The organism is Flavobacterium sp. DW-iso2, from assembly GCF_058725285.1.
This window is the reverse complement of sequence record NZ_JBZXDY010000007.1, coordinates 121,425-145,732: the sequence shown is the minus strand read 5'-3', so window position 1 is coordinate 145,732 and position 24,308 is coordinate 121,425. Positions and strand designations below refer to the sequence as shown.

The window sequence follows — 24,308 nt, the reverse complement described above, 5'->3', positions numbered from 1 at the left end:
ATGCATAATACTTTTAATAAAAACTTTAATACAAATAAAGATGAAATTGTAGCGCTAGTGAATTTATTTGCTAGTAAAGGTCGATTGTTGTTTGGTGGAAGCAGAAACATTATCAAGCTTTTTGATTTAAATGGGAGTACTATTAATGTAAAGTCGTTTAAGATTCCCAATATTGTCAATAAAATTGCATACAAATATTTTAGAAAATCTAAAGCGAAACGTTCTTTCGAATATGCCACTATTTTGTTAGAAAAAGGGATTGGAACTCCAGAACCATTGGCTTATTTTGAAAATTTTAACAACTTAGGATTACTAGATAGTTATTATGTTAGTGAGCATTTGCAGGCTGATCTTACTTTTAGAGAATTAGTAGAAGTTCCTGATTATCCAGATCACGACAACATTTTAAGACAGTTTACCAAATTCACTTTCGATTTGCATCAAAAAGGAATTGAATTCTTAGACCATTCGCCTGGAAACACATTGATTAAGAAAGGACAAAATGATACCTACAGTTTTTATTTAGTGGATTTAAACCGGATGAATTTTCATGAAACTATGGATTTTGAAATGAGAATGAAAAATTTTAGTAGGCTTACGCCAAAGAAAGAAATGATTGTTATCATGAGTAATGAGTATTCTAAATATTATTCAGAAAGTGAAACTGCAGTTTTTGAAAAAATGTGGCAGTTTACGGTTCAATTTCAAGACGAATTTGCTAGAAAACGCAGGTTGAAAAAGAAGTTGAAGTTTTGGAAATCTTAGTTATTTAAGCGGATTTTTTTTAATTCCTGAAAACGAACAAAAACACTGTAGGAGTTTAGATAGCAAATAATAATCCCTTTTTTACCATCCAGAATTCCCATTCTCATAATATATTGATACAAAAATTGGTATACGGGTCTCGCGTAAAAATGAAAAAAAGTAGGTTTTGTTCCTTTGTTAAATTCTTCGATTGCTTTTAATTTTCCGTAAGTATTCATCTTTTGTTTGTAATCGCTGTAACTGCGATACGAATAATGAATTAGTCTATTTTTTAGTTTGCCGGTTTTTCCGTTAACTGTTAATTTTTCATGAACAATTTTTGCTAAATCATATTGGGCTTTTTCTTTGTTGAAAAGTCTGATAATTTTATCTGTTTGCCATCCGCTAAACTGCAGCTTAGTGTTTTTGAACATAAAAGTGCGGCAGCAATAGTAAGCCACAGCAGCCTCTTTTTGATGAATGGTTTTAATGATCTCTTTTTTTAGCTCAGCTGTAAGTCTTTCGTCGGCATCCAAAAAAAGAATCCAGGAATGATTTGCTAAACTAATGGCATGATTTCTTTGGGCAGCAAAATTTTCAAAATGGTGTTGTACTACTTTTACATTTTTATGAGTTGCTGCTATTGCTATGGTTTCGTCCGTGCTAAATGAATCCACGACAATTATCTCATCGGCAAAGTCCAAGTCGCTTAAAACGTTTTTTATATTGTGCTCCTCATTATAGGTGATAATTAATGCACTCAGAAATGTTTTTTTGGTAGCTATTTCGTTTGTATTTCTATTAATTGTCATTTGATAGATTCTTTAATAGAAAAGACTTTAGTTTATCTTTAAATAAGCTAGGCTTAAATTCTTTATATAAGGTAAGGGCATCCTGTTTAAGTTCTTTCTCTGTTTTTTGCGCTAGCAATTCTGGTTTGTAATCATTTAAATGTACTGACATGTGATGGATGCCATCTTCTAATGTGGCCCAGATTTTCTTTTCAATCCATGGAGAAAATATAATAAAAGACGGTTTTTCTAGTGCTTTTGCCATATTTATGGAGCCGCCGTCATTACCTACAATTAAATCGCATTGATTCAACACACCAATAAATGCTCTCAAATCACCACCCAATAAATCAAAATATATTTTTTCCTTAGTTGATGGTTTACAATTGTTAAAAACAATTTTAGCATCGTTAATTTGTTTTGGAAAATAATTAAAAAGAATATTAACATCGGCATTGTCTGCAATTGTGTCAATTACGGATGTCATATAGTTTAATGGATAGGTCTTCAATTTTTCACTCCCCAAAAGGCTAATCATGACTGTTTTTCGGTTTTTTATTAGTTGATGTTTTTCGAAAAGGGCAGTAGCGTGCTGATTTTCTTCCGGAGTAACAAATAATCTAGGTAATGGATCAATTTTCACTGATAAATGAAGTGGTTCCAGAAGTGACAATCTTCTTTCAATCGCTAGTCCTAGATTCGTTTTTGGAAATTCCTCAAATGGCACATTATCAGTGTATAGAAAAGTACGTCCTTTTTTCTTATAAGATATTTTTCTTTTGGCTCCACTCAGTAATACAATCAACCAACTTTCCAATTTTGAATAGGCGTCAATTAATAAATCATATTTAGTGGCTCTGATTTCTAGAGCCAAATTAAGGAATTCTTTTTTGCTTTTTCTATGCTTTTCTTCAAAACGTATAATCGTATCGATATTTAGATTGCCTTCTAAAACAGGAGTAGTTGATTCATATACCAAATAATCGATTTGCGCATCAGGATAGGCGAGTCGGAGGTTATTGCATATAATGCTACTTACCAATACGTCCCCGATCATTTTTTGTTGTATAACTAGTATTTTCATAAGATAAAAAAACCTCCCTTTTTGAGGGAGGAATATACAATATAATATTTTATTACAAAATAAATTTAAACCGCTACGTCATATTCGCGTAAAGCGTTATTCAACGATGTTTTTAAGTCAGTAGATGGCTTACGAGTACCAATGATTAATGCGCAAGGAACTTGAAAATCACCTGCTGCAAACTTTTTAGTATAGCTTCCTGGAATCACAACTGAACGAGCAGGAACAAAACCCTTCATCTCTACTGGCTCATCACCAGTTACGTCAATAATTTTTGTAGATGCAGTCAAACATACGTTGGCACCAAGAACAGCTTCTTTCCCAACATGTACCCCTTCGACAACGATACAACGAGAACCTATAAAAGCACCGTCTTCAATGATTACCGGAGCTGCTTGCAAAGGTTCAAGAACGCCGCCAATTCCTACTCCACCACTTAAATGTACGTTTTTGCCTATTTGAGCGCAGCTTCCTACTGTTGCCCAAGTGTCTACCATAGTTCCTTCGTCTACATAAGCACCAATGTTTACATAACTTGGCATCATGATTACGCCACTTGAAATGTAAGCACCATAACGAGCAGATGCTCCTGGAACTACGCGAATTCCTTTAGCAGCATAGTCTTTCTTTAATTCCATTTTGTCATGGTATTCAAAAATCCCTGCTTCCCATGTTTCCATTTTTTGGATCGGGAAATACATTACCACTGCTTTCTTAACCCATTCGTTTACTTGCCATGCATCTCCTTTTGGTTCAGCAACGCGTAATTTACCAGAGTCTAATAATTCTATAACTTCTCTAATGGCTTTTGTAGTCGTTTCTTCTTGTAACAAAGCTCTGTTTTCCCAAGCTTGTTCTATAATTGTTTGTAATGAATTCATGTATGATAATTTTTAAACAAAGATATGTTTTTAAAGCAAAAACAAAAACTCAAAATGCTTTGAAAATGTTACATATTTATTTGGTTAGACTTTTTGTTACTACAAAAGTTGGAACTAAAATAAAATTTAAAAGCTATAAATTAGCTATCTTTGTATATTAAAATAAGTGTCATGGAAATTTATAGACTTGAATTTAATTCTGATATTAAGGATAAAATCTTAGAATTGTTGAGTTCTTTTTCTTCGGAAGAATTAAAAATTGTTCGTGAAGATGATGATTTTGATAAAAATAAAAAAAAATTAGAAAATTCTTTTTCTAAAATTAAAAATGGAACGGCAAAATTTTATACTATTGAAGAAGTAGATGCTATACTTGAAGAAACAATTTCTAAATATGAAAATTAGACTTCAAGATGATTTTTTGTTTGTCTTAAACAATCAGGTTGATTATATTTCGAGAGATAAACCAGCTGCCGCTAGAAAGTTTAAAAAGGATTTACTTTTAAACTTAAAAAAAGATTTACAATCCCCTTTCCATTATAAAAAATCAATTTATTTTGACGATGAAAATATAAGAGATTATGTTTTTAAAGGTTATATAATTACTTATTTCATAGAAACAGAAACAAACCTTGTTTCTATTTTCGGTTTCATTAAACATAAAGCTTCCTTATAATATGCCTAGAGTACTTGCTATAGATTATGGACAAAAACGCACCGGCATTGCGGTGACAGATGAAATGCAAATCATTGCGTCAGGACTAACTACTATTCCGAGTGCAACAGCGATTGCCTTTTTAAAAGATTATTTCTCTAAGGAAAAGGTAGAAGCAGTGCTTATTGGCGAGCCCAAACAAATGAATGGTCAACCCTCAGAAAGTGCTTCTATTATAAAAGGTTTTGTAACACATTTTACCAATCACTTTCCAGATATGAAGGTGATTCGGGTAGACGAACGTTTTACCTCAAAAATGGCTTTTCAATCCATGATCGATAGTGGGATGAAAAAAAAGCAACGTATGAATAAGGCTCTTATTGATGAGATTTCTGCTACAATAATGCTTCAGGATTATTTGAATCGAAAAATGTTTTAAAGTGTCATCCTTAAAGGAGTATAAAAGGCTAAAACGTTTTCGTGATTTATAACTTTTCTCTACTATTTTATGCTTTTTTTTGGAATTATTAAAAGTATCTTTGCACTTTAAAATTCGTTGCTATGCCAGACAAAACAATTCGTTCAAAAACTGAAGTAGTTCTTATAGGTGCTGGAATCATGAGTGCCACTCTTGGATTAATTCTGAAAGAACTGCAACCAGATATAAAAATAGAGATTTTCGAAAGATTAGATAGGGCAGCTGCTGAGAGTTCTGATGCATGGAATAATGCAGGAACAGGTCATTCTGCTTTTTGTGAACTCAATTATACTCCTGAAAATGAGGATGGAACTATTGACCCGAAAAAAGCAATCAGTATTGCGGAATCTTTTGAGGTGTCTCGACAATTCTGGGCTTATTTAGTGGAACAAAATAAAGTCTCTTCTCCTGAAAATTTTATCAAAAGTATTCCGCATCTAAGTTTTGTTTGGGGTGATAAAAATGTTGAATACCTAAAGAAAAGATTTGAAGCTTTACAAAAAAACCAACTTTTTAAAGATATGGTTTTTAGTACTGATTTATCCCAATTGAAAGAATGGATGCCTCTAGTGATGAAAGGTAGAGATGAGTCAGAAAAAGTGGCTGCTACCCGCATGGCTATAGGGACTGACGTGAATTTTGGAGAATTAACCAGAAGTATTTTTGGTTATTTGGATACCCTTGAAGGCGTAACTATTCATTATCATCATGAAGTTCAGAAATTGAAACAGCGTGAGGATAAGTCTTGGAGAATAAAAATTACTGATTTAGCTACAGGCCAAAAAAGGAAAGTATATACAAAATTTGTATTTATAGGTGCCGGTGGCGGATCGCTACCGTTATTAGAAAAAGCCGACGTTCCTGAAGGAGATGGTTTTGGAGGTTTCCCCGTAAGCGGACAATGGCTAAAATGTATCAATCCTGAGGTTATTGCAAAGCACCAATCAAAAGTTTACGGTAAGGCCAGCGTAGGGGCACCACCTATGTCTGTTCCGCATATAGATTCAAGAATGATTAATGGAGAAAAACAGTTGTTATTTGGCCCTTTTGCCGGTTTCTCAACTCGTTTTTTGAAAAATGGCTCTTACTCTGATTTACCATTATCAATCACCACAGATAATATTTTTCCAATGATATCTGCAGGGATTAAGAACATACCACTGACAAAATATTTGATCCAGCAAGTGCGTCAATCAACAGAAGATAGAATAAATGCTTTACGCGAATATGTTCCTAGCGCAAAGTCAGAGGACTGGGTGATTGAAAGAGCGGGACAACGCGTACAAGTCATTAAAAAAGATAAAAAAGAAGGCGGGATACTCGAATTTGGTACAGAGGTAATCACTACTGCTGATGGATCATTATCTGTTTTACTTGGTGCTTCGCCAGGAGCTTCTACCGCAGTTTCTATTATGATTGACTTAGTGGGAAGATGTTTTAAGGAAGAGTTGGCTTCTGCGGAATGGCAAGAAAAACTTAAAAAAATGATTCCATCTTATGGTCAAGCATTAAATAATAATCCTGCGCTATCAGATGAAATCAGGAAAAGTACTGCTGCAGTTTTAAAACTGAATAATTAAATTTTTATAAAATGAACTTCAATGTCTTATTGGAGTTCATTTTCTGTTTTTATCAATACTTTGGTAGTCTTAACTATATTTTCTGACAGATTGGTTAACCATACTAACTGCTCGATTACCAATTGTGCTTCCTGCATTTTTAACTGAAATGCTTCTTCATCAATAGCATTTGCTTCTTTTAATTCTTTGGTTCTAATTTTATTTAATTCAATAAATCGTTTGCTCAAATCCTCGTTTATTGTACTCTCTTGTTGCTGTATACTGCCTTCTTTCAAGATAGTTATGGCATCTTCCAGATTTTTAATAACTTTGTCAACGACAACATTAAATGCTTCTGAAGCCTCAGATGTCTTATGTGATTGGATGTAGGTTCCCAAAGAAGCTGAAGACGATAATAGGGTATGATTCAGAACGGTTAGCTTATAAACTTGCGGTAATTTGCTTTGCTTTGATTTAGGTTCTTGAAGCATTCTTTGAAAGGAAGCCATGAGATTACCAACTTCAATAAAAGCATGCTTTCGGGCTAAACGATACGAAGTCGGAACTTCTCCTTTTGTATTATAAAACAGAGAAATTTGCTTTAAATAATTTCTGTTTGCTTCAATCGATTTTTCCAAATACACGGGAATTTTTACAAATTCCCAAGAAGGCCATAGAAAGTAATTGGCCAAAAAGGATAATAGTGCTCCGACTAAGGTATCCAATACGCGATATTGAATTAGATCTTCAATATTTGGGGTTAGAATTCCATAAATAAAGATAACATAAATGGTTATGAATGTGGCGCCAACTTTATAATTAGTGGGAGTAAATGAAAATCCAAAAAGCAGCGCGACGATTGCTAATGCACCAATGATTGTCGAGTCATGAACTAGAAAAAGGATTCCAAAAGCGATAAACCCACCTAAAATTGTTCCAAAGATCCTTTGAAAGGTGCGCTGTTTTGTCAAGCCATATCCTTGTCTCATGATGACGACAATAGTTAATACGATCCAATATGCGTTTTGAAAAGGAAGGAATTTGCCAATAGAGAAGCCAATCAAAATAGTAATTGTGAGCCGAAGAGAATGTCTAAAAACCGTGGAGGAAAAACTTAAATTTTCAATAAGTGTGCGAATCGGATAGTATTGAGGAGTTATAAATTTTTCTAAATCTTTATCTTTTCCTTTTAAGTCTTGTGATTTGACAACGGCCGTAAAAGCACGTTCCAGTGTTTTGTTTATCTCAACTTGTTTCTCCGCATAATGAAGCATATTCGTTAGCATTAAAACACCTTCTGAAGCGTTAGCTTTTCCTAAATCATTTTCATAATTTGTAATTGCTAGTTCTAAATCATTCAAATCACTAAGAAGGTTGTGTTTTGAGAGGTATTTCTCGTCATTTTCAATACTTTCAGATAATGTTTTTAGACTTTTAGCAAGGTTGTAGGCAAGGTTTTGGTATTTTTCTAAAACTCTTGGATGATTGTCAAATTTTTGATGTAGCTTGTTGTGATCAAATGAAGTAGCGATCGCCAACTCCATAATTTCCACTAACGAAATAAATACAAGAAGCATCTTTCGATTTTGATTAGAAGAACCAGAGTTAGTTCGATTCCTGATCAGAATCTCTCTTATGTTTTCATGAATGGTATTTAGTTGTACCTGTAAATTCAATTGTTTTTCAGTGATTGCCTTGCGGTCTGAATTTACTTCCCATAAATCACCTCTTAATTTTAAATAGGTAGAAGTTAATTTGATGCATTCGGCAATTTGCAGTTCAGCATATCGGTGCGGTCTGATGTAAAAGAAAATCAAAGAAACAACGAGGTAAAATAAGCCTCCCAAAAGTAGTAGTCCCGAATATTGAATTCTGTCCCAGCCCGTCTGTATATGAGCAAAAGCCAAAGAGATTGCCAGTAAAGCTGAAAACGAAACCATTGTTGCCCTTTGTCCGTATACAGAAATCATTGATAGGAAAAATAACAAGATAGCTAAAAAAGGATAAAATAGCCATGAGTAGGGATAGACAAGGTTTATTAGTAAATTGACACCGGAAACGATAAGAACCGTAACCAGAATTCCGTTAATTTTATGCTTAAGGTTACTTGGGATGTCGCTGGGATAAGTAAAAAAGGCTCCCAAGGCTATCGTAAATCCAATTTTGAAATGACCTAAATAAGAAAATAGTAAAACAGGCAGAACCGCTGCAATAGTTATTTTTAAAGCATTTGTAAAGTAAGTACCGTCTGTAAATTTCTTGACTTTTGGAATCATATAAGTGGTATTGCATACAAATATATGAATTGTACGATTTATCCATAGCGGAAAAGGCACTGATTTAAGTTTAAATTAGAAATAAATGCTAAATATCCTTTAGGAATTATTCATTGTCTAAATTTTTACTATTTTTGCCAACCATAATTTAAGGAATGAAAATCCTGAATTTAGGACTGATAATACTTAAAATAACAATAATGATTTTACCAATTGTAGGATATGGCCATCCTGTTTTAAGAAAAGTAGGAGAGAATATTTCACAGGAACATCCTGACTTGAAAGAAACGATCGCTAATATGTATGATACGATGTATAATGCATGTGGAGTAGGTCTTGCCGCACCGCAGGTAGGGAAAGCAGTTCGTTTGTTTATAATTGATACCACACCTTTTAGTGAGGATGAAGATTTAGATTCATCAGAACAAGATGAATTGAAAGGTTTTAAAAGAACTTTTATCAATGCCAAAATGTTGAAAGAAGAGGGTGAAGAATGGTGCTTTAATGAAGGATGCTTGAGTATTCCTGATGTTCGTGAGGATGTTTACAGAAACGAAAGAATAACTATTGAGTACTGCGAAGAGGATTTTGTTGTGAAAACAGAGGTTTTTGAAGGTTTAATAGCAAGAGTAATTCAACATGAATACGATCATATAGAAGGAATCTTGTTTACCGATAAAATTTCCTCACTTAAAAAGCGTTTGATTCAAAAGAAACTAAAGAATATTACTGAAGGCAAGACATTCCAAGACTATAGAATGAGATTTATCGCCAAAAAAGGAAGGTAATAAAATTTCAGAGGCTATATTTAGGCATGGATTTTGGAGTTTAATAAAATATATATACAAATCGAATTCTTAATACTAATTAAAATAATATGAATTTAGAAAAAATACTAGCCATTTCTGGGAAACCGGGTTTATATGTACTTAAAGTGCAAACGCGTACTGGTTTTGTTGCAGAATCATTATTAGATGGAAAGAAAATCACGGTAAATTTAAAAAGTAATGTAAGTTTATTATCTGAGATTTCAGTTTACACTTATGAAGGTGAAAAACCATTAGCTGAAATAATGGATAAAATCGCTGCCAAAGAAAGTAATGGTCCAGCGATTTCACATAAAGAAGACAATGCTACATTAGCAGCTTACTTTAAAGAAGTTTTACCTGACTATGATGAGGAAAGGGTATATCCATCAGATATTAAAAAAATATTAAATTGGTATAATATGCTTGAAGCTAAAGGTTTGGTTGTTGATGAAGAACCAGCTGCAGGCGCTGCAGAGGAAACTCCTGCTGTAGTCGAAGAGGAAGCTGTTGCTGAAAAAACAAAAAAAGCAAAAAAAGTTAAAGAATAATACATTCTAAATTTTATAAAAAATCCTGTCTTCTCTAATTTTAGAAGACAGGATTTCTTATTTTTACCAGCCTTTGTTCAAAGACAGAACTGACAGAGAAAAACCAAATGCTATGAATACAAGAGAAAATCAACTTAATGCTTTTGATAGATTATTAACTATTATGGACGAGTTGCGTGAGCAATGCCCTTGGGATAAAAAACAAACGCTTCAAACTTTACGTCATCTTACCATCGAGGAAACCTATGAGTTAGGGGACGCTATTTTGGATAATAACCTGAATGAAGTTAAAAAGGAATTGGGAGACTTGTTGTTGCATATTGTTTTTTATGCTAAAATTGGAAGCGAAACGAATGATTTTGATATAGCCGATGTTTGCAATGAAATTTGCGATAAGTTAATTCACCGTCATCCTCATATTTACTCGGATACTATAGTTGCCGATGAAGAAGAAGTCAAACGAAATTGGGAAAAACTAAAACTTAAGGAAGGAAAAAAATCAGTTCTAGAGGGTGTTCCTAAAAGTTTACCAGCATTGGTCAAAGCCAGTAGAATACAAGATAAAGTAAAAGGTGTAGGGTTTGACTGGGAAGAGTCGCATCAAGTTTGGGATAAAGTTCAAGAAGAATTGGAGGAATTGCAAGTTGAGGTTGAAGCTGGAAATCAAGATAATATTGAAGCCGAGTTCGGTGATGTTTTATTCTCAATGATTAATTATGCCCGTTTTTTAAATGTAAATCCCGAAGATGCTTTGGAACGAACCAATAAAAAATTCATCAAACGCTTTCAATATCTGGAAAGCAAAGCAGGCGAACTAGGGAAACCACTGATGGACATGACTCTTGCAGAGATGGATATTTTTTGGAATGAAGCAAAAAAACTGTAGTATCATTTATTATTTTTAAAAGTCAATTCAAATTATAATGTCGGAAAATAAAACGGAGTTAAAACGTTCTTTGGGGTTAATTGATGCTACAAGTTTAGTAGCTGGTTCGATGATTGGTTCTGGTATTTTTATCGTTACTGCCGCTATGGCTCGTGATATTGGTTCTGCCGCTTGGCTTTTAATAATTTGGTTAGTGACTGGTTTAATTACCGTTGCTGCCGCATTAAGTTATGGTGAATTAGCAGGTATGATGCCTAAAGCAGGGGGGCAATTTGTTTATATTCAGCGTGCCTACGGAAGATTAATTTCTTTTCTCTATGGTTGGACTGTTTTTACTGTAATTCAGACTGGAGTTATAGCTGCAATTGCAGTTACGTTTGCCAACTATTCTGCTATATTTTTTCCGGTTTTAGACAATACGCTTTTTACCTTTGGGGATAGCTTTGTTTTTCCTAACAGTAAAGTGTTGGCGATCGCTAGTATTATTGTCCTCACGTTTATCAACACTAAAGGAGTAGAAAGCGGGAAATTGATTCAGTTAATTTTAACATCGACTAAGTTAATTGCGCTTTTTGCGTTAATTGTTTTTGGTTTGTATGTTGGTTTCCACACGGACGTCTTATCTAATAATTTTGCCAATATGTGGGAAGCGAGTCGTACTGTTTTAAATACTGATGGGTCAATTACTGTCTCAAAGCTGACTGGAATGGCACTTCTGGGGGCTGCAGGTGCTACAATAATAAACTCTTTGTTTTCAAGTGATGCCTGGAACAATGTTACTTTTATTGCAGGAGAGATTAAGGAGCCAAAAAAGAATATTCCGCGAAGTTTATTCCTGGGTACTTTGATTGTTACTGTTATTTACATTTTGGCAAACTTGGCTTATTTGGCTTTGTTGCCAATGCATGGTACTCCAGCGGCTGCTGATATCTCTGGTAACGGAATTATGTTTGCAAGTAATGATCGCGTAGGCGCTGCTGCTGCGGGTATGATTATGGGAAATAGCAGTGTTTTCATAATGGCTGCCTTAATTATGGTTTCTACTTTTGGCTGCAATAGTGGCTTGATTCTTTCAGGTGGACGATTGTTTTATGCGATGGCCAAAGATGGACTTTTCTTTAAAGGAGCTAAGATTTTGAATAAAAACCAAGTTCCAGCAAAAGCGTTATGGGTACAGTGTGCTTGGGCTTGTGTGCTTTGTGTATCCGGTAAGTTTGGAGATTTATTGACGTATGCAACTTTTGCTTCGTTACTGTTTTATATATTAACGATCGTTGGAGTGTTTATTCTAAGAAAAAGAGAACCCAATACTGAAAGACCGTACCGCGCTTTTGGTTATCCAATTGTACCGGCATTGTATATAATTGTTACTACAGCGATTTGTATCACCTTATTGATACATGACACTTTAAATACCGGTTTAGGGTTAGGAATTGTAGCCTTGGGAATACCAGTTTATTATTTTTTGATGCACAAAAAATAATAAGTAGGTTGTTATTCGGAGATCTTTTTTAATTTACTGATGTCTTTGATAGTAATCTTTTTACCGACTAATTCTATTAAACCTAATTTATTAAAATCAGACAGCAAGCGAATACAGCTTTCAGTTGCTGTCCCTATCATACTAGCTAATTCATCTCTTGAAAGTTGAATTTTTAAGGAATCATCTTCATTTTTTCCAAAGGTATTGTATAAGTAAAGTAGTGTTTCGGCTAGACGTTCCTTTACGGTTTTTTGAGCCATATTTACGGTATGACTATCCGCTTCTTTTAAATCACCACATATCGTTTTCATCACATTCATTGAAAACTGATTGTTTTTATCAAAGAACCCCATAACTTCGGTTTTTGGAATAAAACAAACTTCCATATCTTCAAGCGCGACAGCACTTAAGTGAACGGGTTCATCACTAATCATGGAACGTTGTCCTAATAATTCTCCTTTTGTAACTAGTTTGACAATATGATCTTTTCCGTTGGGACTTAATTTGGTAAGTTTACAAACCCCATCCTTAATGCAGAATATTCCATTTACATTTTCTCCTTCTTCAAAAATCACGTCGCCCTTTCTGATAATGCGTGACGTTTTACAACCTGCAAGTTTTACCAGTTCATCTTTATTTAGAGCTTTCAGCGAGCTAAATTCTCTAACAATACATTCTTCGCATTTTGACATCTTGATGGGGGCGTTAGTTGTGTAAATTTACGCATTAATATGACATATATCATATTAATAGTAACATTCGTTTAGGATATTTGCATCAGGTAAAATGAGCAAAGTTATGGACACACAAAATTGTTTCCATTGTGGTTTAGATATTATTAAAGCAGAAGAAATTATTTTTGACGATAAAAGTTTTTGTTGCAACGGCTGTAAAACGGTGTACGAAATTTTTAGCGTCAATGATTTGACATGCTATTATGATTTTGAAAAATCCCCTGGAGCAACCCCGCTTGATATTAAAGGTAAATATGATTTCTTAGAAAACGAAAGTATCGTTGCAAAATTATTAGAATTTGAAGAAGAGGCTACGGCTATTGTTTCACTTAGTATACCTCATATCCATTGTAGTTCTTGCATTTGGATTTTAGAAAATTTACAGCGACTTCAAAAAGGAATCAGTACTTCACAGGTCAATTTTCCTGAAAAAAAGGTTCGAATTACGTATAATCCCCAAACCGTTTCTCTAAGTAAAATTGTATATTTACTTAGTTCTATTGGCTACGAGCCCTATATTAGTCTGGAAAATTACGAAACTGGGAAAAAGAATATTGACAGAAGCTTGACCTACAAGTTAGGAGTTGCTTTTTTTTGCTTCGGTAACATAATGTTGCTTTCCTTTCCAGAATATTTTGAGGTAAATGAATTTTGGTTGGATACGTATAAGCCATTCTTTCGCTGGTTAATTTTCATCTTATCCTTGCCCGCGTTTTTGTATTCCGCTTCAGATTATTATGTTTCGGCCTATAAAAGTATTCGTTCTAAAATGCTAAATATTGACATTCCTATTGCATTAGGAATCATTGTGATGTTTGTGCGAAGTACTACTGATATTGTTTTTAATTATGGATCTGGTTTTTTTGATAGTCTGACTGGCTTGATTTTCTTTATGCTACTTGGAAAGATGTTTCAAATAAAAACCTATAGTTTTTTAAGTTTCGAAAGGGATTTTAAATCGTATTTTCCAATAGCGATTACCCGAATCAATAGTGATGGTTCTGAAGAAAGTGTCCCGGTTTATGATATTCAAAAAGGGGATCGACTACTGATCAGAAATCAGGAATTAATTCCCGTTGATGGGATATTGATTAGCGAGAAAGCCGCCATCGATTATAGTTTTGTAACTGGTGAAGCGGTTCCTATCACTAAGAATTCAGGTGATAAAGTATTTGCTGGGGGAAAACAAATTGGAAAAGTTGTTGAAATGGAAGTGTTGTACTCTGTTTCTCAAAGTTACCTTACCCAATTGTGGAGTAATGATGTTTTTCAGAAAGCTGTTACCCAAAGACATAAAAGTATAACCGATACAATAAGCAGGTATTTTACTCCTGTCTTATTGCTTATTGCTTTTGCATCATTTGCCTATTGGATTGTCATCGATACAAATACTGCCTTTAATGTTTTTACTGCAATCTTGATAGTGGCCTGTCCGTGCGCTCTAGCATTGACTGCTCCATTTACGATGGGGAATGTATTACGAATTTTAGGAAAACAGAAGTTTTACCTGAAGAATGCGCTGGTTATTGAACAATTAGCTAAAGTTGATACCATAGTTTTTGATAAAACAGGGACCATTACCACTAATAAAAAAGCAAAAATTTCATATGAAGGCGAGTCTTTGTCTAGTGAGAATTTAACCAATATTAAAACAGTACTTCGCGCTTCTAATCATCCATTAAGTAGAATGTTGTACGATTTTCTTCCGGAGATGAAAAGTGTAACTATTACTGATTTTGAGGAAATAACCGGTAAAGGGATTCGGGCAAAGATTCAGGGAATAGAGGTAGTAATTGGATCAGCTGCATTTGCGGGAAGCCCAGATGAGAATACGGTGCTGCAAACGGCAGTTCATATTACCATTAATAATGAGTATTATGGAAAATATATTTTTAATAATCAATATAGAGTAGGACTAGAAAGTCTTTTCAAAAGTTTGAAACAGAATTATCAAATTAAAGTTTTATCTGGAGATAACGAGGGGGAGAAATTTTCTTTAGAAATGTTATTACCTGTAGGGACTGAATTGATTTTTAACCAAAAACCGGAGCAAAAATTGGAATTCATCAAACAACTGCAAAAACAGGGTAGAAACGTGATGATGGTAGGAGATGGTTTGAATGATGCGGGTGCATTGGCGCAAAGCAATGTCGGAATTTCTATTTCAGAAAATGTGAATGTTTTTTCACCTGCTTGTGATGGGATTTTGGAAGCAAATGAATTCCAAAAATTGCATTACTTTTTAAAGTTATCTAAAAAGGCAATGACAACAATCAGGATGAGTTTTGGGATGTCATTGCTTTACAATATAATAGGATTGTCATTTGCAATTACAGGACATCTACAACCCTTAGTTGCAGCGATAATTATGCCGTTGAGCACCATAACCATTGTCAGTTTTGTAACTATAATGAGTAATTTTTACGCTAAGAAATTAAGATAATTTTAAACAAACATTAACAAAAAAGAAGTAACCATGATAATTGTCATATTTTATAAATAGGGAGCTGGTTAACTTTGTAAACAGAAATTTTAGGTATGAGTGTCATTTATTTATTAATCTCCATCAGTATAATAATTGCTATAGGTTTCTTTATTGCTTTTATACGAGCGGTAAAGACAGGCCAGTATGATGATGATTATACGCCATCTGTCAGAATGCTTTTTGACGATGAGCTCAAAGTTGAGAATCCAAAACCAGAACAAATAACAGAAGAAAAACAAAATTAATTATGGAAATGCAACAATTTTATTACGACAACAAAATTGTAAAGAAATTCATTTACGCTACCATCCTTTTTGGTGTAGTGGGAATGTCAGTGGGGCTATTAGTAGCCTTCTTTTATCTTTTCCCTAACCTAACAGACGGAATTGCGTGGTTAAGTTATGGTAGGCTGAGACCTTTACATACCAATGCGGTTATTTTTGCCTTTGTGGGGAATGCCTTTTTCGCGGGAATGTATTATTCATTGCAACGACTGCTAAAGGCAAGAATGTATAGTGATTTTTTAAGTAATCTTCATTTTTGGGGTTGGCAACTAATCATTGTTGCTGCCGCAATTACTTTGCCTTTAGGGTATAGCTCTTCAAAAGAGTATGCTGAATTAGAATGGCCTATTGATATTGCAATAACCATAATTTGGGTGGTTATGGGGATTAATATGATTGGTACCATGATAAAAAGGAGAGAACGCCATTTGTATGTTGCAATCTGGTTTTATTTAGCCACTTTTGTTACCATAGCTGTTTTACATATTTTTAATAATTTAGAATTACCTGTTTCGGCTTGGAAGAGTTATTCTGTTTACGCAGGTGTTCAAGATGCTTTAGTACAGTGGTGGTACGGACATAATGCGGTTGCATTTTTCTTGACTACTCCTTTTTTAGGTTTGATGTATTATTTTGTTCCAAAGGCAGCGAATCGTCCCGTATATTCTTATAGATTATCTATAGTTCACTTCTGGTCATTGATTTTTATCTATATCTGGGCTGGTCCTCATCATTTATTATATTCTGCTTTGCCTAACTGGGCACAAAATTTAGGAGTAGTATTTTCAATTATGTTATTAGCTCCTTCTTGGGGAGGTATGATTAATGGTTTGCTAACCTTAAGAGGTGCATGGGATAAAGTACGTGAAGAACCAGTATTAAAATTCTTTGTTGTAGCGATTACAGGTTATGGAATGGCAACTTTTGAGGGGCCAATGTTGTCTCTTAAAAATGTAAATGCAATTGCGCATTACACAGATTGGATTATTGCACACGTTCACGTAGGTACTTTAGCTTGGAATGGATTTATGACTTTCGGTATGATTTATTGGTTAATACCAAGAATGACTAAGAGTAAATTGTTTTCGACTAAACTAGCTAATTTCCATTTTTGGATTGGAACTTTAGGAATTATATTATATTGCCTTCCAATGTATGTAGCTGGATTTTTACAAGCTTCTATGTGGAAACAGTTTAACCCAGACGGAACTTTAACGTATGGTAATTTCCTTGAAACTGTTACGCAAATTATGCCAATGTATTGGATGCGTGCTATTGGTGGAACTCTTTATTTAATAGGAATGTTAGTATTAGTTTATAATATTATTCAAACCTTAAGAAATGGTTCTACTATTGAAGATGAATTAGCTGAAGCTCCTGCTTTAGTTAAAATTAGTAATGGAAGAATTAAAGGAGAAAAATTTCACCCATGGCTAGAAAGAAAACCTATTCAGTTAACCATTTTAGCAACAATTGCTATATTAATTGGGGGTGTTATTCAAATCGTACCAACAATTATGATTAAATCGAATATTCCAACTATTGCAAGTGTAAAACCATATTCGCCATTAGAATTAGAAGGACGTGATTTATACATCCGTGAAGGTTGTGTGGGCTGTCACTCTCAATCTGTTCGTCCTTTCCGTAGTGAGGTAGAGCGTTATGGACCACAATCAAAAGCAGGTGAGTTTGTTTACGATCATCCATTTCTTTGGGGATCAAAACGAACTGGTCCAGATTTATTAAGAGAAGGAGGTAAATACAATGACAGTTGGCATTTTAACCACTTCTGGAGTCCACAAAGTATATCTGCAGGTTCAATTATGCCAGGATATAAATGGTTGTTTGATAATAAACCGATGGATATCTCTTTGACACAAAAGAAAATGGAAGCTATGGTTACATTAGGTGTTCCTTATTCTGATGCCGAAGTTGCAAACGGACTTAAGGATTTAAGAACGCAAGCCTTAAAGATTGAAGAAAGCTTGAAAAACGATCCTGACTTTGTAAAAAGTTATAATGAAAGTAAGAAAAAAGCTGAAGCTAGAGGAGAAAAATTTGTTCCAATGAATGAAAGAGAAATCGTAGCTTTAATAGCATACATACAAAGACTGGGAACTGATATTAAAGTAAAAGATAATACTAAAAACTAAAAGTCATGTTTGAACAAATTAAACACAACATGGAGACGATTTCGGGAGTCGCGATCTATCCAATACTATCACTGTTAATTTTCTTTTCCTTCTTTGTGGGATTGGGTTTGTGGGTTTGGTCTTATAAAAAAGATAAGATTACTGAACTGAGCCAAATGCCATTGAACGATACTTATAAAGGAGAATCAAATAATGATGGTTTATAGTAAGAATGAGCCTTTCTTGACAGAAAAGTAGTAATAGTAATCATGCAGGTTTTAACTTCCTCTCCTTTAAAATGGGGGAGGGGAGTTGAGCCTTAAATATAAAAAACAATGAAAAAATTAATCCCAGCCTACGTAAGAGTACCGCTAATTTTCTTTGCCGTTTTTGGAGCAATGGAATATTTCATCGATTCCGGTGATCGCGCAGCTTTTATAAAATTCCCTATGGTTTCCCTATTTTTATTCGTATTTCTATTTCTTTTAATAGCAATAGAAATTACTATGAATGCAGTTGAAGTGATTACGTATCAATTGCTGACAGATGAACAAAAAGCCAAATTAGAGGAAGTTAACAGCATTAGTTTTAAAGAAAGCAAGTGGTTTAAAAGTCTGATGAAAGCGCTTACAAAAACAGAACCAATTGAAAATGAAGGCCAACTATTGTTGGATCATGACTATGATGGTATTAAGGAACTGGATAATAATTTACCGCCATGGTGGGTGTATTTGTTCTATGGTTGTATTGTTTTTGCTGCAGTTTATTTGATTCGTTTTGAAGTTATGGATGGCGATAATCAGGAAATGGAGCTTAAAAAAGAATTGGCTCAAGCCAAAATTGATGTAGCTGAATATATGAAAACAGCACCCGATTTAATGGATGAAAAAACGGTTACTCTATTAACAGATCCTGCTGAATTAGCTATAGGAAAAACCATTTTTACCGCAAATTGTGTTGTTTGTCATAGAGCGGATGCGGGAGGTCAAATTGGGCCCAATTTAACTGATGAAAATTGGATTTTGGGTGGAGGAATAAAAAATGTATTCCATACGTTAGTCAACGGTGGTCGTGATGGAAAAGGGATGATCTCTTGGAAAGGAACACTGAAACCAAAAGAAATGCAAAAGGTTGCTAGTTATGTTTTATCTTTAAGGGGAAGTAATCCTAAAGATCCCAAAGCGCCAGACGGTGAAATATGGGTTGATGATAGTGCTCCAGTAGTTAAATAAAGTATAGTAAAATAAAATACACAAAATGTCAAAGTTGCCAGATGAAGCTTTTAGAGATACCATTGGTACCATCGATGATGAAGGAAATAGAAAGTTCATATTCCCTAAAAAACCTTCGGGTAGGTTTTATGAATATAGAAAGTGGGTTAGTTATTTTTTATTGATTATTCTGATTGCAAATCCTTTTATAAAGGTGAATGGTAATCAGTTCATGATGTTTAACATCTTAGAAAGGCGATTTAATATTTTTGGATTTCCATTCTGGCCGCAAGATTTTTATATTTTTGTGCTATTTATGATAGTGGGTGTAGTATTTGTTATCTTGTTTACAGTCATTTTTGGGCGTATTTTTTGTGGATGGATTTGTCCCCAAACTATATTTTTAGAAATGGTTTTTAGAAGAATTGAGTACTGGATAGAAGGAGACAGAGGAGCCCAAATTAGATTGTCAAAACAGGAATGGAACGCCGAAAAGATTAGAAAGAAGGGGTTAAAATGGAGTGTTTTTTTAGTAATATCTTTTGGTATTGCCAATGTTTTTCTAGCCTATCTTATTAGTAGCGACGAATTGATTAGGATGATTGAAGATGGTCCTTCCAATCATTTGAGTACATTAATAGCGCTTTCCATTTTTACAGGAGTTTTCTATTTCATCTTTGCTTGGTTTAGAGAACAGGTTTGTATTATCGCATGTCCATATGGTAGGTTGCAAGGAGTACTTTTAGACAATAAATCAATTAATGTTGCGTATGATTTTGTGCGTGGTGAAAAAGAAGTAGGCCGAGCAAAATTCAATAAACAGGAAGATAGAGAAGTTACTGGAAAAGGAGATTGTATTGATTGCAAACAATGCGTAAATGTATGTCCGACAGGAATTGATATTAGAAACGGAACGCAACTGGAATGTGTTAATTGTACTGCTTGTATAGATGAGTGTGATACTATTATGGATAGTGTGGGATTACCCAAAGGACTAATTCGATATGCATCTGAAGATGAGATAGAGAAAAAAAGCCCTTTTAAATTCACCGCTAGAATGAAAGGGTATACTGCAATTTTAGCCATTTTGGTGGGAATATTGATCGGGTTGTTATTCTTACGTACTGATGTTGAAGCAACTATTTTACGATTGCCAGGACAGCTTTATCAGCATAAAGGGGATAAAATCAGTAATATTTTTACTTATAAAATTATTAATAAAACAAATGGTGATTTTAATGATATTCATTTCAAATTAATTGGGATAAAAGGGACATTAAATGTGGTGGGTAATCAAACGCTTACAGTGCCGAAACAAGGTATGAGCAGTGGAACTTTGTTTATAGAAATCAATCAGTTTTTATTAGAGAATGAAAAAACTAAATTAAAAATTGAAGTTTATGAAGGCGATAAAAAAATAGAAACCAGTACCACTAGTTTTTTAAGTCCACGAAGTTTCGATTGATAAAATGTTAAATGAAGTTATAAAATTATAAAATTCAGGAATATGAAAATCAATTGGGGAACAGGAATCGTTATTGCAATTGCATTGTTTATGAGCTTTATATTGTACTTTGTAATTAAAGTACAAGTAAATTCTAAATATGACAATGAATTGGTTGTAGAAGAATATTACAAGCATGATGCCGTTTTTGGCAATGAAATGAAACGGGTTCAAAATGCTGAGGATTTAGCTGAGAAACCTATCGTTACACAAACTACAGCTGGAGTAACTATAGTTTTCCCTGATGTTTTTGTTCCAAATAAGATTAAAGGAACAGTGTCCCTATATAGACCGTCTAACAAAAAATTAGATTTTGAAACGTCAATTTCCTTATCTAATCCAACTTTGCTCATACCTAAATCAAAATTGGTAGGCGGTCGATGGGACATTAATATGGAATGGCAATATGATGGTAAACAATATCTGTCAAAGGAAACAATTTACATTAATTAAGACCAGTTTTGATTGGAAAAATGTTTTTATAATGATATGGAAATACAGTGTGTTACATTGCTTGCAAACTAAGGAAGGTTACTGAAATAAATGCAGAATTTATTTTATCATAAGGAAGAATCATTTTTATTTAATTAGATTAAAAAATCATGGAAAATAGAAACTATACTGTCGCGTACAGAATCATACATTGGGCAATTGCAATTTGCATGATGTTAATTTTGTTTACTATATTTCTGCGTTCGACGTGGATGAATAAAAATAGTGTTGCTGACATTATTAGAAATTACTTAGCAACTACGGATCAATCTTTGTCAGATGACCAGATGATTAGTTTGGCAAAACAAATCAGAAAACCCATGTGGGATTGGCATATCTATATTGGTTATGTTTTAGTTGGATTTTTTAGTATTAGAATGTTACTTCCGTTTTTAAACCTAATGAAATTTTCAAATCCTCTTCGCAAAGGACTAACTATAAAAGAAAAATTTCAATATTGGATTTATTTATTTTTTTATGGTTGCGTTGCAATTTCATTAGTGACAGGTTTAATTATTGAATTTGGTCCGAAAAATTTAAAGGGACAAATGGAAGAAATACATGTATTGTCAATATACTATTTACTAGCTTTTATTTTTATTCACTTAAGTGGTGTTTTTGTTGCAGAGTTCACTACAAACCGAGGTCTTATTTCTAAAATTATAAGTGGGAAAAAAAAAGGATAAATTTTAAAAGAATATCTAATATGTTATATTCAGCCTTCTTTTTTGGATTAATTAGTAGTTTTCACTGTATAGGTATGTGCGGGCCAATTGCTATGATGTTACCTGTCGATAGAAATAATCCTACTAAAAAAGTTACTCAAATTTTGACCTATCATATTGGTAGATTAACTGCATATGGTACTATCGGACTGGTTTTCGGGTTAGTTGGTAAAGGGTTGTTTATGGCAGGATTTCAACAAAAATTATCGATATTCATTGGTGTTGCTATGATTGCCGTAATTTTAATTCCGGAGAAGACATTCGCAAAATACAATTTCTCAAAGCCTGTTTTCGTTGTGATTTCAAAAATAAAATCAACATTAGGAAGTCAATTTAGAAATAAAAGTTATAAATCATTATTCACGATAGGTCTGTTAAATGGATTCTTACCTTGTGGTATGGTTTATGTGGCCTTGTTTGGTGCAATAGCCATGCAAAATGCCGGTTTTGGGGTGTTATACATGGTTTTATTCGGATTGGGAACTATACCTATGATGAGTAGTGTCATCTACATTAATTCGTATTTGACTATTCCTATTCGAAATAGAATCCAAAAAGTTATTCCTTATGTTGCAGTTATTATTGGGGTGCTATTTATATTAAGAGGATTAGGTTTAGGAATACCTTATGTTTCTCCTTCTAATATGAGCCTTTTTGTACAAGAAAATCCGCAATGTCACTAAAATAATATTATTAATAATTTAAAATAAATAAAATGGAAAGACACGATTTATTACACGAATTCCCGGAATATCATGATAAAATTCATCAACTAAAAACAGATGACAATCATTTTAAAAAACTATTTGACGAATACAATGAATTAGAACATCAAGTTCATCGAATTAATACAGACGTTGAGGTGGTAACTGATGAACATGCTCATGAAATAAAAGCTAAATTATTATTAATTAAAGACGAGCTATATTCTATGCTGACTAACTAAGAATAATTGATTTTACTGAGCTAATAAAAAGAAAACCATATAAGGCTATAAGTTGCAGTAATTTTAACTTATAGCCTTAAATGGTTTTTGTGTGTTATTTTTTTATAGTTTTTATCGACTTATTCTAAATTGTCATCGAGAATAATTGGGTATCTGGAGCTTTTCGTTTTAAATGTAGGTCAAATGCCATGCATATGTTACGAATATAAGGCTTACCACTTTCTGTGACTTGAATACTGTCTTTATTGATTTGTAGCAGTTCATCTTTTTCCATTTCTTTTAGTTGAATAAGTACTTCGGGTATTTCTTTGAAATAAGTAGATTCATTTGTCCAGCTAGTTGAAAACTCGCACATTAAATTTAAGATGTGTTTTCGTATGATGAGGTCTTCATCTGTTAACAGATGGCCTCTGAAGATGGGTAATTTATCCCATTCCAAGATTTGGTAATAATCTTCTATTTTTTTCTCATTTTGCGCAAAGCTATACCAGCTGTCGCTTATTGAGGACACACCTAAACCAATCATTAGTTGTGTTTTTGAGGAGCTGTAGCCCATGAAATTACGATGCAGTTCGCCGTTTTCGTATGCTTCATATAAGCTGTCCGTTTTTAATGCAAAATGATCCATTCCTATTTCATAATAACCATTTGCCTGTAGTAATTCCTTACCTATTTGATATAACTTTCTCTTTTCATTATCTTTTGGTATGTCTTGATCTTTAAAGCCACGTTGTCCATTTCCTTTTATCCAAGGTACATGGGCATAGCTATAAAATGCCAAGCGGTCCGGCTGCAACGACTTTGTTTTTTCAATGGTATCAATTACATCTTCTACTTCCTGAAACGGCAAACCAAAAATAATATCGTGTCCTATCGAAGTGTAGCCAATCTCTCTAGCCCAGAAAGTTACTTTAGCTACATTGTGAAAGGGTTGCTCGCGATGAATGGCCTTTTGAACTTTTTCAGAATAATCCTGAACACCAAAACTGACTCTTCTAAATCCTAAATCATATAACTTTTGTAAGTGTTCGTAAGTAGTGTTGTTAGGATGTCCTTCAAAACTAAATTCATAGTCTTTTGCCTTTGTGGCATAACAAAAAATTCCATTAATCAAATCTTCTAAATTTTTAGTAGAAAAAAAAGTGGGTGTCCCACCGCCTAAATGGATTTCTTTTATTATTGGTTTTTCGCCTAGAATTTTACAATATAAAGACCATTCTTTTAAGACAGCATCGATATAAGGATGTTCTAAACTATGATTTTTGGTAATGCGTTTGTTACAACCACAAAAAGTACATAAACTTTCGCAAAAAGGAAGATGTATGTAGAGACTGATACCTTCTGTGGAATTACTTTCCGCAAACGATTTTTGCAATGTATCGACCCAATTTTGATATACAAAGTCCGCTTCGTGCCAGTACGGGACTGTTGGGTAACTGGTATATCTTGGGCCGGGAACATTATATTTTTGGATTAAAGAATTTTTCATGAGATATCAATTTTCAGTAATCAAAAGTAAATTGATTTTATAAAAATTAAAATGATAATTATCATACTCGGATGGTAGTATAAAAAAAAGCCCCATTCTATTTTTAGAATGA

General features: G+C 33.7%; 25 protein-coding genes. 19 read left to right on the top strand and 6 right to left on the bottom strand.

Translation table 11 applies throughout. From position 1 onward, the window contains the following. Positions 1–765 carry a lipopolysaccharide kinase InaA family protein gene (locus tag AC4PRO_RS07135; protein ID WP_492116851.1) on the top strand — a complete coding sequence of 255 codons (765 nt, stop codon included), beginning with the start codon at positions 1–3 and terminating at the stop codon, positions 763–765. Here AC4PRO_RS07135 and AC4PRO_RS07130 read toward each other — a convergent pair. From AC4PRO_RS07130 to AC4PRO_RS07120, 3 genes are all read right to left on the bottom strand, one after another. Further along, the gene (locus AC4PRO_RS07130) at positions 762–1,556 is read right to left on the bottom strand and encodes a glycosyltransferase family 2 protein (protein WP_492116850.1); all 795 of its coding nucleotides are present in this window, start codon (positions 1,554–1,556) and stop codon (positions 762–764) included. The genes AC4PRO_RS07135 and AC4PRO_RS07130 overlap by 4 nt on opposite strands. Further along, positions 1,546–2,592, bottom strand: a complete 1,047-nt coding sequence (locus AC4PRO_RS07125; protein ID WP_492116849.1) for a glycosyltransferase family 9 protein — start codon at positions 2,590–2,592, stop codon at positions 1,546–1,548. The genes AC4PRO_RS07130 and AC4PRO_RS07125 overlap by 11 nt, the downstream gene beginning before the upstream one ends. Before the next feature lie 92 nt (positions 2,593–2,684). Next, positions 2,685–3,500 carry a 2,3,4,5-tetrahydropyridine-2,6-dicarboxylate N-succinyltransferase gene (locus tag AC4PRO_RS07120; RefSeq protein ID WP_074722901.1) on the bottom strand — a complete coding sequence of 272 codons (816 nt, stop codon included), beginning with the start codon at positions 3,498–3,500 and terminating at the stop codon, positions 2,685–2,687. Between the two features lie 171 nt (positions 3,501–3,671). On the opposite strand from AC4PRO_RS07120, the gene AC4PRO_RS07115 reads away from it, so the two are divergent. The 4 genes from AC4PRO_RS07115 to AC4PRO_RS07100 all read left to right on the top strand — a co-directional run bounded on the left by AC4PRO_RS07115 (position 3,672) and on the right by AC4PRO_RS07100 (position 6,213). After that, on the top strand, positions 3,672–3,905 hold the full coding sequence (locus tag AC4PRO_RS07115) for a hypothetical protein (RefSeq protein ID WP_074722900.1): 234 nt from the start codon (positions 3,672–3,674) through the stop codon (positions 3,903–3,905). Next, on the top strand, positions 3,895–4,176 hold the full coding sequence (locus AC4PRO_RS07110) for a type II toxin-antitoxin system RelE/ParE family toxin (protein WP_492116848.1): 282 nt from the start codon (positions 3,895–3,897) through the stop codon (positions 4,174–4,176). The genes AC4PRO_RS07115 and AC4PRO_RS07110 overlap by 11 nt, the downstream gene beginning before the upstream one ends. 1 nt (position 4,177) lies before the next feature. Then, the gene (gene ruvX / locus AC4PRO_RS07105; protein WP_074722898.1) at positions 4,178–4,594 is read left to right on the top strand and encodes a Holliday junction resolvase RuvX; all 417 of its coding nucleotides are present in this window, start codon (positions 4,178–4,180) and stop codon (positions 4,592–4,594) included. Between the two features lie 122 nt (positions 4,595–4,716). Next, entirely contained in the window at positions 4,717–6,213 is a 1,497-nt protein-coding gene (locus AC4PRO_RS07100; protein WP_074722897.1) for a malate:quinone oxidoreductase, read from the top strand. A 26-nt stretch (positions 6,214–6,239) separates the two neighbouring features. Here the strand turns inward: AC4PRO_RS07100 and AC4PRO_RS07095 are convergent, their stop codons facing one another. After that, positions 6,240–8,468, bottom strand: coding sequence for an FUSC family protein (locus AC4PRO_RS07095; RefSeq protein WP_492116847.1), 2,229 nt, complete (start codon positions 8,466–8,468; stop codon positions 6,240–6,242). Positions 8,469–8,668: 200 nt separating this feature from the next. Here AC4PRO_RS07095 and def point away from each other — a divergent pair, with 200 nt between their 5' ends. From def to AC4PRO_RS07075, 4 genes are all read left to right on the top strand, one after another. Beyond that, the gene (gene def, locus AC4PRO_RS07090; RefSeq protein WP_074723029.1) at positions 8,669–9,256 is read left to right on the top strand and encodes a peptide deformylase; all 588 of its coding nucleotides are present in this window, start codon (positions 8,669–8,671) and stop codon (positions 9,254–9,256) included. A gap of 89 nt (positions 9,257–9,345) precedes the next feature. Further along, positions 9,346–9,825: a DUF5606 family protein gene (locus tag AC4PRO_RS07085; RefSeq protein WP_492116846.1), complete on the top strand. Its 480-nt coding sequence runs from the start codon at positions 9,346–9,348 to the stop codon at positions 9,823–9,825. A gap of 112 nt (positions 9,826–9,937) precedes the next feature. Beyond that, positions 9,938–10,711 carry a nucleoside triphosphate pyrophosphohydrolase gene (mazG, locus tag AC4PRO_RS07080; RefSeq protein WP_492116845.1) on the top strand — a complete coding sequence of 258 codons (774 nt, stop codon included), beginning with the start codon at positions 9,938–9,940 and terminating at the stop codon, positions 10,709–10,711. A gap of 37 nt (positions 10,712–10,748) precedes the next feature. Beyond that, positions 10,749–12,194, top strand: a complete 1,446-nt coding sequence (locus tag AC4PRO_RS07075) for an APC family permease (RefSeq protein ID WP_492116844.1) — start codon at positions 10,749–10,751, stop codon at positions 12,192–12,194. An 11-nt stretch (positions 12,195–12,205) separates the two neighbouring features. Here AC4PRO_RS07075 and AC4PRO_RS07070 read toward each other — a convergent pair whose 3' ends face one another. Continuing rightward, positions 12,206–12,886, bottom strand: a complete 681-nt coding sequence (locus tag AC4PRO_RS07070; protein ID WP_074722893.1) for a Crp/Fnr family transcriptional regulator — start codon at positions 12,884–12,886, stop codon at positions 12,206–12,208. Positions 12,887–12,992: 106 nt separating this feature from the next. Between AC4PRO_RS07070 and AC4PRO_RS07065 the strand changes: the two genes are divergently transcribed. From AC4PRO_RS07065 to AC4PRO_RS07020, 10 genes are all read left to right on the top strand, one after another. Continuing rightward, positions 12,993–15,371, top strand: coding sequence for a heavy metal translocating P-type ATPase metal-binding domain-containing protein (locus AC4PRO_RS07065; RefSeq protein ID WP_492116843.1), 2,379 nt, complete (start codon positions 12,993–12,995; stop codon positions 15,369–15,371). A gap of 95 nt (positions 15,372–15,466) precedes the next feature. Next, on the top strand, positions 15,467–15,658 hold the full coding sequence (gene ccoS, locus AC4PRO_RS07060; RefSeq protein WP_074722891.1) for a cbb3-type cytochrome oxidase assembly protein CcoS: 192 nt from the start codon (positions 15,467–15,469) through the stop codon (positions 15,656–15,658). 2 nt (positions 15,659–15,660) lie between these two features. Then, positions 15,661–17,850 carry a cytochrome-c oxidase, cbb3-type subunit I gene (gene ccoN / locus AC4PRO_RS07055; RefSeq protein ID WP_492116842.1) on the top strand — a complete coding sequence of 730 codons (2,190 nt, stop codon included), beginning with the start codon at positions 15,661–15,663 and terminating at the stop codon, positions 17,848–17,850. A 5-nt stretch (positions 17,851–17,855) separates the two neighbouring features. Beyond that, positions 17,856–18,056 (top strand): cbb3-type cytochrome c oxidase subunit 3, encoded by a 201-nt coding sequence (locus AC4PRO_RS07050; protein ID WP_074722889.1) that lies wholly within the window; start codon positions 17,856–17,858, stop codon positions 18,054–18,056. A 108-nt stretch (positions 18,057–18,164) separates the two neighbouring features. Continuing rightward, the gene (locus tag AC4PRO_RS07045; protein ID WP_074722888.1) at positions 18,165–19,061 is read left to right on the top strand and encodes a cbb3-type cytochrome c oxidase N-terminal domain-containing protein; all 897 of its coding nucleotides are present in this window, start codon (positions 18,165–18,167) and stop codon (positions 19,059–19,061) included. Positions 19,062–19,086: 25 nt separating this feature from the next. After that, entirely contained in the window at positions 19,087–20,505 is a 1,419-nt protein-coding gene (ccoG, locus tag AC4PRO_RS07040) for a cytochrome c oxidase accessory protein CcoG (protein WP_492116841.1), read from the top strand. 42 nt (positions 20,506–20,547) lie between these two features. Then, the gene (locus tag AC4PRO_RS07035; protein WP_492116840.1) at positions 20,548–20,997 is read left to right on the top strand and encodes a FixH family protein; all 450 of its coding nucleotides are present in this window, start codon (positions 20,548–20,550) and stop codon (positions 20,995–20,997) included. A 149-nt stretch (positions 20,998–21,146) separates the two neighbouring features. Next, entirely contained in the window at positions 21,147–21,722 is a 576-nt protein-coding gene (locus AC4PRO_RS07030) for a cytochrome b/b6 domain-containing protein (protein ID WP_492116839.1), read from the top strand. A gap of 20 nt (positions 21,723–21,742) precedes the next feature. Then, positions 21,743–22,444 carry a sulfite exporter TauE/SafE family protein gene (locus AC4PRO_RS07025; protein WP_492116838.1) on the top strand — a complete coding sequence of 234 codons (702 nt, stop codon included), beginning with the start codon at positions 21,743–21,745 and terminating at the stop codon, positions 22,442–22,444. A gap of 32 nt (positions 22,445–22,476) precedes the next feature. Beyond that, the gene (locus tag AC4PRO_RS07020; RefSeq protein WP_074722883.1) at positions 22,477–22,707 is read left to right on the top strand and encodes an HP1242/YdcH family protein; all 231 of its coding nucleotides are present in this window, start codon (positions 22,477–22,479) and stop codon (positions 22,705–22,707) included. A 124-nt stretch (positions 22,708–22,831) separates the two neighbouring features. On the opposite strand, the gene hemN is transcribed toward AC4PRO_RS07020, so the two are convergent. Continuing rightward, a complete protein-coding gene (hemN, locus tag AC4PRO_RS07015; protein ID WP_074722882.1) occupies positions 22,832–24,196 on the bottom strand; it encodes an oxygen-independent coproporphyrinogen III oxidase in 1,365 nt (454 codons plus the stop codon). Positions 24,197–24,308 lie beyond the last annotated feature (112 nt).